Raw genomic sequence first — 12,694 nt, forward strand, 5'->3', positions numbered from 1 at the left:
GCAGTGCATCGTTCATTGCGAACCGTCGTCTTTTGCGGTCTGCGCGCCCGGATCGGGCGGCAGCGCGGTCAACAGCCGCGGCCCGTGCTGCGCGCCAGCCACCCAGCCGGCTTGCCAATCCGCTTCGCCGGTCGGCTGCGCGGCGAGTATCACGAGGCCGTGCGCGGCAACCTCGAGTTCGGCCGTCGCGAGCCGCTGCGGCGCGCGTTCCGGATCGGCCGTGTCTAACAGCACATGCCATTCCAGGTGCGGCGCGGGAGGCGCGAACTGCAGCGGTTCCTCGTGAGCGTTGAGCATCAGTAACAATACTTCGGTTTCGCCATTCAGGCCTGGACCCGCGCGACGCAACGTGAACGCGCGTCCCTCCGGGTCCTGCCACGCTTCGATAGTCAGCGGATCGCCGTGTTCGTCGAACCAGCCGACGTCGAACAGACCGGGCAGCACTTCGCGGTCGCCGAACAGAAAGCGCGTTTCACGTAGCAGCGGATGGCGCTTGCGCAACCCGATCACGCGCGCGACGAACTCGGTCATGCGCTGACCTTCCGGCGAATCCGCGAGGTCCCAGTCGATCCAGGATAGGTCGTTATCCTGACAGTACGCATTGTTGTTGCCGCGCTGCGTGCGCAGCGCTTCGTCGCCGGCGAGCAGCATCGGCGTGCCGAGCGCGATCATCAGTGTCGCGATCAGCGAGCGCGACACGCGACGGCGGGTCGCGAGGATCGCGGGGTCGTCGGTCGCGCCTTCGAGACCCCAATTGCGGCTGCAATTCTCGTTGTGGCCGTCGTTGTTGTCTTCCAGGTTGGCTTCGTTGTGCTTCTTCTCGTACGCGGTGACATCGGCCAAGGTGAAGCCGTCATGCGACGTGACGAAGTTGATCGACGCCCACGGCTTGCGATGCCGCCGGTTGAACAGATCGGCCGACCCGGTCAGGCGCGCGGCGAGGTCGGGCCGCAGGCCGGCATCGCCACGCCAGAAACGTCGCACCGTGTCACGGAAACGGTCGTTCCATTCGCTGAATCCCGGCGGATGATTGCCGAGCTGATAGCCGCCAGGGCCGATATCCCATGGCTCGGAAATCAGCTTGCGTTGCGATAGCACCGGGTCCTGGCGCAACGCGTCGAACAGGCCCGAGCCCGGATCGAAGCCGTGGCTTTCGCGCCCGAGCGTCACGCCGAGATCGAAACGGAAGCCGTCGATATTGAACGCGGTCGACCAGTAGCGCAGTGAATCCATCACCATCTGCAGCACGCGCGGATGCGGCAGATTGACCGTGTTGCCACAGCCCGTGTCGTTGATATGGTGACGCTCGTCGCCGGGAATCAGCCGGTAATAGCTGGCATTGTCGAGGCCGCGCCATGAAATGGTCGGGCCCATCTCATTGCTTTCGCAAGTGTGGTTGTAGACCACGTCGAGAATCACCTCGATGCCGGCCGCGTGCAGTTGGCGCACGGCGATGCGCATTTCGTCGAGCCGGTGCGTGCTCAGATAGGTCGGCTCCGGCGCGAAGAACGCTGCCGTGTTGTAGCCCCAGTAATTGCGCAGGCCGCGCTCCACGAGGAAGCGGTCATTCAGAAACGCGTGCACGGGCAGCAGCTCGACTGTGGTCACGCCGAGCTTCAGCAGATGCTCGATGAACTCCGGCGACGCGAGCGCCGCGAACGTGCCGCGTTCATGCTGGCGCAGATCAGAGCGCAGCATCGACGCGCCGCGCAAGTGCGTTTCGTAGATCACGGTCTCGCCCCACGGCACGTCGGGCCGCCTGTCGTGCGACGAGTCGAACGCCTCGTCGATCACGACGCACTTGGGCATCGCGGGCGCGGAATCGCGCCGGTCGATCGAAAGGTCCGCGCGATTCGAATGCACGCGATAGCCGAACAGCGCGTCGGACCAGCGAAACTGCCCGACGAGCTTGCGCGCATACGGGTCGAGCAGCAGCTTGTGCGGATTGAAACGATGCCCGAAATGCGGCTGATACGGTCCATGCGCGCGAAATCCGTACGCGGTGCCCGGATGCGCGTTCGGCAGATAGCCGTGCCAGATCTCGTCGGTGCATTCGGGCATGGTGAAGCGGCGAATCTCCTTGCGGCCGGTTGAGTCGAACAGGCATAGCTCGATTTTCTGCGCATTGGCCGAGAACACCGCGAAGTTGACGCCCAGCCCATCCCAGTTCGCGCCGAGCGGATACGGCGAGCCGGGCAGCAACCGGTCGGGCAACGCATGCGACATGATTTCCCTTTCCTGTTCTGATTGTCGAGCTGGAGCTCGGGTCTGCCGGGGTCCTCATGCAACGGGCGCGCGGCGGCTGCCTGTGCGCCGCGCGCCCGGGTTACGGCACGTTTCCTCAGTCCGCGCGCAATACGATCGTCGCGAGCGGGGGCAAGGTCAGCGCGGCGGAATATGGCCTGCCGTGGCTCGATACATGGTCGGAATGAATCAGCCCGCCGTTGCCCATGTTCGAGCCGCCATACACGCCTGCATCGGTATTCAGCACTTCCACCCAGCGTCCGCCGCGCGGCATGCCGAGCCGATAGCCGAGCCGCGGCACCGGCGTCATGTTGCACGCCACGACGAACTCCTGGCCCGCGCCGTCGGTGCGCCGATAGGCGAACACGCTGTTGCCGCTGTCGTCGCCGATCAACCATTCGAAGCCGCCCGGTTCGCTGTCGAGCAGATGCAGCGCGGGCTCGTTGCGATACAGATGGTTCAGGTCGCGCACCAGTAATTGCACGCCGTGGTGGTTCGAATCGTCGAGAAGATGCCAATGCGGCGAGCCGTCATGGTCGAACTCCGCCATCTGGCCGAATTCGCCGCCCATGAACAGCAGCTTCTTGCCTGGGTGCGTCCACATGAATCCGAAGTACGCGCGCAGATTAGCGAAACGCTGCCAGCGGTCGCCGGGCATCTTGCCGAGTAGCGAGCCTTTGCCGTGCACCACCTCATCGTGCGAAAGCGGCAGCACGAAGCGCTCGGAATATGCGTACACCATGCCGAACGTCATGTTGTGGTGGTGAAACTGGCGATACACCGGGTCTTCGTGCATGTAGTGCAGCGTGTCGTGCATCCAGCCCATGTTCCACTTGAAGTCGAAGCCGAGGCCGCCGTCCGCGAGGCGCGCGGTCACGCCCGGCCATGCGGTCGATTCCTCGGCGACCGTGATCGCGCCGGGGGCGCCCGGCACATAGCGGACTTCGTGATTCAAGCGCTTCAGGAACGCGATCGATTCGAGATTCTCGCGGCCGCCATAGATGTTCGGCACCCACTCGCCGGCCGCGCGGGAGTAGTCGCGATACAGCATCGACGCGACCGCATCGACGCGCAGGCCGTCGACGTGATAGCGCTTCAACCACGCGAGCCCCGACGCGATCAGGAACGCGCTGACCTCGTTGCGGCCGAGGTTGTAGATCATCGTGTTCCAGTCCTGGTGATAGCCTTCGCGCGGATCGGCATGCTCGTAGAGCGGCGTGCCGTCGAAATCGATCAGGCCATGCGCGTCGTTCGGGAAATGCGCGGGCACCCAGTCGAGAATCACGCCGAGCCCTGCTTCGTGCGCGCGATCGACGAAACGCGCGAACTGCTCGGGCTTGCCGAAGCGCGCGGACGGCGCGAACTGCCCGAGCGGCTGATAGCCCCACGAACCGCCGAACGGATGCTCGGCGATCGGCAGAAATTCGATGTGCGTGAAGCCCATACCCTTCACGTAGGGAATCAGCCGCTCGGCGAGCTCTTCCCAGACGAGACCACGCTGGCCTTCCTCGGCGATGCGCAGCCAGGACTCCGCGTGCACTTCGTAGATCGTGACCGGCGTGCGCGCGGTCTGCTTGTCGGCGCGCGACTGGATCCACTCGTGATCGGTCCACGGAAACTGCTCGATCTCGTCGACGTGTGCGACGATCGATGCGGTGCCCGGCGGCTTTTCCGTCTGCATCGCGCACGGGTCGGCCTTCAGCGGCAGCGGATGGCCGTCGCGCGACAGCAGCTCGTACTTGTAGCGCGTGCCGGCGCCGACGCGCGGCACGAACAGCTCCCACACGCCCGCCTGGTGACGCAGCCGCATCGGATGGCGGCGGCCGTCCCACGCATTGAAGTCGCCGACCACCGACACGCGCCGCGCATTCGGCGCCCACACCGCAAAGCGCACGCCCGGCACACCGTCGATGTCGACCGGCCGCGCGCCCAGACATTCGAGCACCGCATACGGATCGCCGTGCGCGAGACGTTCGAGCGGCTCGTCGCCGAGCACCGGACTGAATGAATAGGTATCCTCCACTTCCTGCGCCACACCATGCCAGTCGATGCGCAAGCGATACGGCATCGCCGACGTGATGCGGCCCGCGAACAGGCCAGGGCGCAGCTGTTCGAGTTCGCCGAGCGTCGCGCCATCAGCGCGCGAAATCACGGTGACGTGCGCGGCGTTCGGCAGCAGCGCGCGCACGATCGGCCCCGCGTCCGTCTGATGCAGCCCGAGCTGCGAAAACGGATCGGGGTGACGCGCTTCGACGAGCGCGTCGATATCGACGGGTTGAAGGCCTGCGGCCGGATCATGCTCACTCATAGTCGCCCTCGGCCGGGTTAGGCGGTGTGGCGGCGCCAGGCGCCTGGGTTGATGGATCGTGGTGCGGCGGCCTGCCGGTGTCGCCGAGCAGCCGGCTCACGAGCGCCGCGAGGCCGCGCACCGGCAAGCCGAGCCACGCCGGTCGGTTGGCCGCTTCGTAGCGGATTTCGTAGGCGGCCTTCTCGATCAGGAACAGATCGAGCAGCGCCTCCTCGGATTCGGGCGCGACGAGCGGCGTCGGCGACTGCGCGGCGGCCGCGCGATATTCCGCGAGGAACGCGCCGGTCGCGTGCGCGCGGAAGCGCTCGAACAGCGCGCGCTTGCGATCGGCGGTCTGTTGCGGCGCGCTTTCGGTGGTCGATTGCGCGGCCGCGCTCGCATACGAGAGCGAGCGCATCAGACCGGCCACGTCACGCAATGGGCTCGATTTCTGGCGACGCTCGTCGAGCGAACGCGCTGGCTCGCCCTCGAAGTCGATCAGGTACGCGTCGCCGTGCGCGACCAGCACCTGGCCGAGGTGGAAGTCGCCGTGGATGCGGATGCGCAACGCGCCCGCGTTCCCCGGCACGAGATTGTCGACGGCCTCGACGAGCGCGGCGCGGCGATCGATCAGACTTTGCGCGAGCCCCTTCGTGTCCGCGTCGCTCATGTCCGCGATGCGCGGCGCGAGCAGATCGAGCGCGGCCGCGAGCATCGTCTGCGTCGCGTCGACCCACGCCTTCACCTGGTCGGCGTTGGCCGGTTCCGGCGCGAACGCGGGGTCGTCGCTCGGCGTGGCGAGCGCGACGTGCAACTCACCGAGCCGGCGGCCGATGATGCCCGCGAGTTCGCCGTAACCGTCCAGCAGAATCGACTCGTTCGTGCGATCGGGTACGGTCTGCGTTTCGGTGTCGATCGCGATCGCGAGTTCGTCGACCGAGCGGCGCAGATAGTCGAGCGACCAGTTCCACGCATCGCCCTGATTGTCGATAAAGCCCTGCAGGATCGCGAGCGTATGCGGCACACCCTCGGGATCGACGCGCACCACTTCGCCATACAGCGGCGCGGTGTTCGCATAGCCGAGCTGCGTCAGATAGCGGCTGATTTCCGCTTCCGGATGGATGCCGCTGACAAGTCGTCGCACCAGCTTCAGCACCGCGGCATCGGCGACGATCAGCGAGCTGTTGCTCTGTTCGGCCGCGAGCCAGCGAATCTCGGGCCGCTCGCCGAGATCGTCGAGTTCGGCGAAGCGCTCGGTCGGCAGGAACTTGATCTCGCTCTTCTGCACGGTCGGCACGACCGCGCGCTCGCGCAGCTTGCGCAGCACGTTGTGCGCGAAGATCGGCAGCGCGAACGCGTCGGTCAGATGGCCGACGTTGCGGCCGCGCCGCACGCGCGCAAGCGCCAATTGCATGAACAGCGGCGTGGTGGTTTCGCCGCCCCACGTGATCGCGATCGGCACCACGTAGCGTTCGGTGTGGTTGCCGACGTCCGCTTCGATTTCGGTGAACGCGAAGCCGCCGTTCGGGATCGTGGTCAGCGCGGCGAGCCGCACCGCGTGCATCTTCTGATCTTTCGACGCGAACCAGCGGCGCCGGCTCAGCCACGACGGCAGCACCTCTGATTCCAGCAGCCGCACGTTTTCGGGTGTCGGCCCGGATTGTCCTTCGCGGATCACGATCGTGACGAACTCCGGCAGCGGCACGGAATGCGCCTGCGCCCATGTCGGACGCCCGCCGCCTTCGCACAGCATGAACCACAGGAAGCCGTATGGCGGGAACGTCAGCAGATAGGTCAACTGGCCGATCGCGGGGAACACCGAATCGGCGGTCATCTCGATCGGCACGAAGCCGTTGAATTCTGACAGTTCGAGCTCGACCGCTTGCGGCGCGCGCGACAGATTCGCGACGCACAGAATCGGCGCCTCGCCGGGCATCTCGCGCAGATACGCGAGAATCTTGCGGTTTTCCGGCTTCAAAAAGCGGATCGTGCCGCGTCCGAAGGTCTGCTTCGCGCGCCGCGTCGCAAGCATGCGGCGGGTCCAGTTCAGCAGCGAATGCGGGTCGCGGCTCTGCGCTTCGACGTTGACCGCGTCGAAGCCGTACAGCGTACCCATCACGGGCGGCAGCACCAGTTGCTCAGGGTCGGCGCGCGAGAAGCCGCCGTTGCGATCCGACGACCACTGCATCGGGGTGCGCACGCCGTCGCGGTCGCCGAGGTGGATGTTGTCGCCCATGCCGAGTTCGTCGCCGTAGTAGATGACCGGCGTGCCGGGCATCGACAGCAGCAGCGAGTTGATCAGCTCGATGCGGCGGCGGTCGCGCTCCATCAGCGGCGCGAGACGGCGGCGAATGCCGAGATTCAAACGTGCGCGGCGATCGCTCGCATAGGTGTTCCACAAATAGTCACGCTCGGAATCGGTGACCATTTCGAGCGTCAGCTCGTCGTGATTGCGTAGGAAGATCGCCCACTGGTTCGATTCGGGGAGTTCCGGTGTCTGCTTCATGATGTCGGTGATCGGGAAGCGGTCTTCGCTCGCGATCGACATGTAGATGCGCGGCATCAGCGGGAAGTGGAACGCCATATGGCATTCGTCTTCGTTGCCGAAATACTCCTTCACGTCCTCGGGCCACTGGTTGGCCTCGGCGAGCAGCATCCGGTTCGGGTACTCGGCGTCGATGGTCGCGCGAATCCGCTTCAGGACCTCGTGCGTCTCAGGCAGGTTCTCGTTGTTGGTGCCTTCACGTTCGACGAGGTATGGCACCGCATCGAGCCGCAGCCCGTCGATGCCCATGTCGAGCCAGAAACGCATCACCTGCAGCACCTCTCTCATTACCGCCGGATTGTCGAAGTTCAGATCGGGCTGGTGCGAGTAGAAGCGGTGCCAGTAGTACGCGCCCGCAACCGGATCGTGCGTCCAGTTCGACGGCTCCGAGTCGATGAAGATGATGCGCGTCTCCGCGTACTTCTGATCGGTATCGGACCACACATAGTAGTTGCGATAGTTCGAGCCGGGCTTCGCGCGGCGCGCGCGCTGGAACCACGGGTGCTGATCCGACGTGTGGTTGATGACGAGCTCGGTGATCACGCGGATGCCGCGCGCGTGCGCTTCCTGGATGAAGCGCCGCACGTCCGCGAGCTGACCATAGTCGGGATGTACGTTGCGGTAGTCGGCGATGTCGTAGCCGTCGTCGCGGCGTGGCGACGGATAGAACGGCAGCAGCCAGATCGCGTTGACGCCGAGCTCGGCGATGTAGTCGAGCTTGGCCATCAGACCGGGGAAATCGCCGACGCCGTCGTTGTTCCCATCGAAGAACGACTTGATGTGCACCTGATAGATGATCGCGTCCTTGTACCACAGCGGATCGTCGCTGAGGGCCGCGGGTTTACCGCGCCGGCGCGTGCGTACCTTCGCCGCGGTGCCGACGGCCACGGCCGTTTGCGCCTCGTGCGCGGTTTGGGCTGGATCGTCGCGCTTCATGTTCCACCTTCCATCCAGGTTGGGTTGACAGCGTCTGCTTGAGGAGCGCTGTCGGGATCGTGGTCGCTGTCCTCGGGGCGATCGGCGGGCAGGCCGCCAAGCGGCGCGATGCGCCAGATCGAGAAGGGTTGGCCCGAGCCGAGCCGCACGTGTTGCCAGCGTCCGTGCCATTCGAAGCGTGCACCGGTCATCTGGTCGATCACTTCGAGCGTGGCGTGATCGTGTAGATGCCAGCGCTGGAACGTGTCCCATGACAACTCGATGTCCGCGCCCTGCTCGTTGAACGGATCGAGATTGATCGCGACGACGATCACGTTGTCGCGCGATTCGGTCGCTTTCTCGAAGCACAGGATGTGGTCGTTGTGCGCGGCGAGGAACGTGAGACCGAGATGCGTTTGCAGCGCCGGATTCGCGCGACGGATGCGGTTCAGTGCGGTGATCTCGCCGACGATATTGCCGGGCCGGTGCCAGTCCCACGCCCGCAACTGATACTTTTCGGAGTCCAGATACTCTTCGCTGTTCGGCAGCGCGGTGGCCTCGCACAGTTCGAAGCCGCTATACACGCCCCACAGGCCGGCCAGTGTCGCGGCCAGCGCCGCCCGGATCAGAAAGCCCGTGCGCCCCTGCGATTGCAGATGGCGCGGGTTGATGTCCGGCGTATTGACGAAGAAGTTCGGCCGATAGAAATCGCGCGCGCCGGTCTGCGTGAGTTCGCCCATGTACTCGGTGAAATCGCGCTTCGACTCGCGCCACGTGAAGTACGTGTACGACTGCGAGAAGCCGATTTTGCCGAGCCGGTTCATCATGCGCGGCCGCGTGAACGCTTCGGCGAGGAAGATCGCGTCGGGATGGCGCGCGCGCACGTCGGCGATCATCCATTCCCAGAACGGCAGCGGCTTGGTGTGCGGATTGTCGACGCGGAAGATGCGCACGCCCGCGTCGACCCAGAACAGGATCACGTCGCGCAACGCGAGCCACAGGCCGGGCTTGGCGTCGTGCGCGTAGAAGTCCGGGTTGACGATGTCCTGATACTTCTTCGGCGGATTTTCGGCGTAGCGCAGCGTGCCGTCGGGGCGCCACGCGAACCACGTCGGATGCTCCTTCAGCCACGGGTGATCGGGCGAGCACTGGATCGCGAAGTCGAGCGCGATCTCGAGGCCATGCGCATGCGCGGCGGCGAGCATCGCCTTGAAATCTTCGAGCGTGCCGAGCTGCGGATGGACGGCGGTGTGACCGCCCTCGGCGCCGCCAATCGCATAGGGACTGCCCACATCGCCCGGCTGCGTGGTCAGCGTGTTGTTGCGGCCCTTGCGGTTCGCGAGGCCGATCGGGTGGATCGGCGGGAAGTACAGCACGTCGAAGCCCATGTCGCGGATGCGCGGCAGCTTCGCGGTCACGTCCGCGAACGTGCCGTGGCGCGACTCGTCGTCGCTCATCGAGCGCGGGAAGATCTCGTACCAGCTCGCGAAATAGGCGGCGGTGCGTTCCGCGCCGATCTTGTAGATCACGGAGTCGCGGCTCAGAAACGGGCGATGGCGCGCGGCGGTCATCGCCTTCGCTGTGGCGGGCGCGAGAATCACTGCAAGCTTCTGTTCGGCGTCGGCCTTCTGGAAGTCGAGCACGATGTGTTCGAGCGGCTCCGTGTCGGCGCCTTCGGTCGTCTCGACTTCGGCGAGCACGAGTGCGAACAGATGCGCGGCTTCGTCGAGTTCTATCTCGACGGTCTGGTTCGCCTTCAGCTTCTTCTGGATGTGCTCGACGAGCGACGCGAAGTCGTCGCGCCACGCGATCACGGTGAACTCGTAGCGGCCGATCCGCTCGAGCGGAATGCGCGCGCTCCACAAGTCGAGCCCGGCCGGCGGCGCGGGCGCCATCAGTTCTTCGTGCCACGCGGTTTCGTCGGCCGCGCGCCACAGCACGGCAGCCGCGATCTTGTCGTGACCTTCGGCGAAGATCGCCGCGCGAATTTCCGCGCGCTCGCCGACGCTGCGCTTGGCCGCGAAGCGACCGTTCTCCACCGACGGCGACACGCTCTCGATCGCGACGCGCGGCGCTTCGATCGCGTCGAGCACTGTCTTGCGGCCGCTGCGCTTGCTGTTCGCCTTGTCGATGGGCGGCGCGAGGCAGATCGGCTGTTCCGCGAACGCGCGCAGCAGCCGCACCGCACCGGGCGCGAGCGCGAACGGCACGAGTGCCGCGGGTTCGGTTCGGCCGCGCGCGTCGAGCGGCGCGAAGCGCGTAAAGCTGCCCGGCACGCCCGCGAGGAAGCGCGCGGGATCGACACGCACTGGCGCGCCGAGTTCGGGATTCACGACGATCAGGACTGCTTCGCTGGCGTCGCGCAGATCGGCTGCGTCGCCGCGCAGCAGAACCGCGGCCGATGCGCCGGGGCCGCTTAATGGGCGCAATTCACCGTTCGCGTGCAGCGTCGGCGTGTTGCGCGCGAAGTCGTTGGCCTGGGTGACGGCGGCGCTCAGATCGAAGCGGCGCGACTGCGCGGCGCGGGCGAACTGCGCGGAGTCGCCGCGCGTTTGCGACATCGGTTCGGCGATGCCGTATTCGAAGCCCATCGGCATCATCCAGCCGCTGCCCAATGCAACCGACGTGAACAGCGCGCGTCGATACGCCCGCTCGACGATCGCCGCATCATGCACGTCGCTCAGCTCGGCGGCGAGGCGGCTACCGTACGGCGCTTCGGGAAAGGCGATCGGCGCACCAACGCGCGCGAGCGCCGCATGCTCCTCGGCCATCCAGCTCGAACGGAAATCCCACCAGCGCACCGACGAAAACGCGCTGTCGAAGCCGGCTGCTTCGAGACCGGGCAGATCGCCGCGCGACAGGCCCGGCGTTGCCGCGAGAAAGCGCACGTGCGGATGCTTCGCGCGCACTTCATCGCCGAGGTGCCGCCATACGGCAGCCGGCACGCGATGCGGCGAATCGAAACGGAAGCCGCCGACACCCGCCTCGGCGAGCGCGAGCAGTTGCTGGGTCCACCATACGCTCAGCGAGGCACTCGTCGCGGGATCGTCGAAATTCGCGTAGGCAACGTTGTCTTCGCGATGCACGTGGCGCGGATCGAGCCGTGCGAGCTCGGACTCACGCGCGTGAAACCAGTCCGAATGCTCGCTGTACAGCACGCCGTCGGCGGCCATGCGGTCGATCACGAGATCGACCAGCAGCGTCAGGTTGTTGCGGCGCGCGGCATCGGCGAGCATGCGCACGGCGTCGTGCACCGAATGCTGCGCCTCGAACACCGGATGCAGCCGAGCGTGATTGCCGACCACCTGGCCATGGCCGGCCTGGCCGGGCTCGAACAGCCCGCCGATCAACGCATGATCGAAGCCGAGCCCGGCCGCGTGAGCGAACTGCGCGGGCCAGGCATCGAGGGGCCCGACGAGAAGAGAATGAAAAAAGTAAATCCGCGGCGCGTACCCGTTTGGAGATTCCATCGGTCGTTTCCAGAATTGTCCTGCTGCGGTGTGGATGCACTTCGCATGCGATCACAGCGCTCATTGGGCTTCCCGAGCCGGATACCGCGCGATGCGTCAGCGGGGGCACGTACTGGTCAATGTAGTGCAAAGATCGTCGCGCTGCTGGCCAGTCGCGGGTGCTTTGACGCCAGACGCCGGTCTCGCGGGACTGGTCGTCACTCGTCGCAGAGAGGAGCAAACCGTGTGCCAACGCGGCGGGCAGCCGGTCACCGCGCTAGCGCGGAAACGGGGAGGTTACGGTGAGAGGGCGAGTGCCGAAGGTGCGCGCGCGCACGGAGCGCGCGCAATAATGCGGGCATTGTTACGCATGCTGCGGGTGGCCGGCATGTAAAACGGGATGGCGTGGGGCCGGTTTTACACGAGCGGCCCCGCGTTGCACGGAATGCGGTTCAAGCGGACGCGTGAAGCCGCGGCGCCGCTCACGTGGCAGCCATGTGGCACGCGCGTGGCATTCGCGTGAAATTCATCCGAACGCCGCGCAACGGCCGTGTTACGAACCCAGCAGCCCCGCCGCGATGTTCACGCACAGGCCGAGCACTGCGACGTTGAAGTAGAACGACAGGACCGATTGGGCGAGCGTCGCGCGGCGAATTTCGCGTGAGCGCAACACGACATCGGAAGTCTGCGACGCGACCGCGATCGTGAACGAGTAGTACAGGAAGTCCCAGTAGGTCGGCAGCAAATGGTGATCGGGAAACTTCAACGCGGTCTCTTGCGCGTCCGCGTCGTAGTAGAGGCGCGCGTAGTGCAGCGTGAATATCGTCGGAATCAGAAACCATGCGCCGATCAGCGTCAGACCGGTCAGCAGGTAATGCCAGACGGTCGTTGCGCCGCCCGCGCCCTTGGCCGACGCGAGTTCGAGCACGATCGCGGCGACGCTCGCGATCGTCGCGACGCAGATGACGACCAGCACGACGCCCGCGTTTTCGTCGTCGCGCATCGCGTATTCGCGCACGCGGTGCTCGTCGGCAAGAGCCATATGCACCCAGATCATCAGCAGGTAGCTCCAGATGGCCGCGTCCCAGCCGATCAGTGTGCGGGCGATCGGACTCGTATGACCGGGCACGAGGAACGCGACGACGATCCCGATCACGAGGCCGATCACCGTGCGGGGCCGATTGCGAAGAAGCTGCGGATAGTAGTTGATGGACATGGACTCGATGAACGACGAAGTGTAGGGCAGTCGGTGTC

The 12,694-nt window shown here is 65.8% G+C and carries 5 protein-coding genes; all 5 read right to left on the reverse strand.

Annotation, left to right across the window (positions count from 1 at the left end):
• Positions 1-12: 12 nt before the first annotated feature.
• Positions 13-2,226 (reverse strand): glycogen debranching protein GlgX, encoded by a 2,214-nt coding sequence (gene glgX, locus OKW45_RS14170; protein ID WP_429468993.1) that lies wholly within the window; start codon positions 2,224-2,226, stop codon positions 13-15.
• Positions 2,227-2,341: 115 nt separating this feature from the next.
• Positions 2,342-4,552: a 1,4-alpha-glucan branching protein GlgB gene (gene glgB, locus OKW45_RS14175; protein ID WP_429468996.1), complete on the reverse strand. Its 2,211-nt coding sequence runs from the start codon at positions 4,550-4,552 to the stop codon at positions 2,342-2,344.
• A complete protein-coding gene (treS, locus tag OKW45_RS14180; RefSeq protein WP_429468999.1) occupies positions 4,545-8,012 on the reverse strand; it encodes a maltose alpha-D-glucosyltransferase in 3,468 nt (1,155 codons plus the stop codon). The genes glgB and treS overlap by 8 nt, the downstream gene beginning before the upstream one ends.
• Positions 8,009-11,461, reverse strand: a complete 3,453-nt coding sequence (locus OKW45_RS14185) for a maltotransferase domain-containing protein (protein WP_429469002.1) — start codon at positions 11,459-11,461, stop codon at positions 8,009-8,011. Before OKW45_RS14185 ends, treS begins: the two co-directional genes overlap by 4 nt.
• Before the next feature lie 532 nt (positions 11,462-11,993).
• Positions 11,994-12,656, reverse strand: coding sequence for a DUF1345 domain-containing protein (locus OKW45_RS14190; RefSeq protein ID WP_429469005.1), 663 nt, complete (start codon positions 12,654-12,656; stop codon positions 11,994-11,996).
• Positions 12,657-12,694: the final 38 nt, after the last annotated feature.

Source organism: Paraburkholderia lebeckiae, assembly GCF_050436225.1.
Lineage (GTDB): Bacteria > Pseudomonadota > Gammaproteobacteria > Burkholderiales > Burkholderiaceae > Paraburkholderia > Paraburkholderia tuberum.

Bases quoted from the DNA above. Each gene is read 5' to 3' on its own strand.
- treS (WP_429468999.1), bottom strand. From the start codon at position 8,012: ATGAAGCGCGACGATCCAGCCCAAACCGCGCACGAGGCGCAAACGGCC.
- glgB (WP_429468996.1), bottom strand. From the start codon at position 4,552: ATGAGTGAGCATGATCCGGCCGCAGGCCTTCAACCCGTCGATATCGAC.
- OKW45_RS14185 (WP_429469002.1), bottom strand. From the start codon at position 11,461: ATGGAATCTCCAAACGGGTACGCGCCGCGGATTTACTTTTTTCATTCT.
- glgX (WP_429468993.1), bottom strand. From the start codon at position 2,226: ATGTCGCATGCGTTGCCCGACCGGTTGCTGCCCGGCTCGCCGTATCCG.
- OKW45_RS14190 (WP_429469005.1), bottom strand. From the start codon at position 12,656: ATGTCCATCAACTACTATCCGCAGCTTCTTCGCAATCGGCCCCGCACG.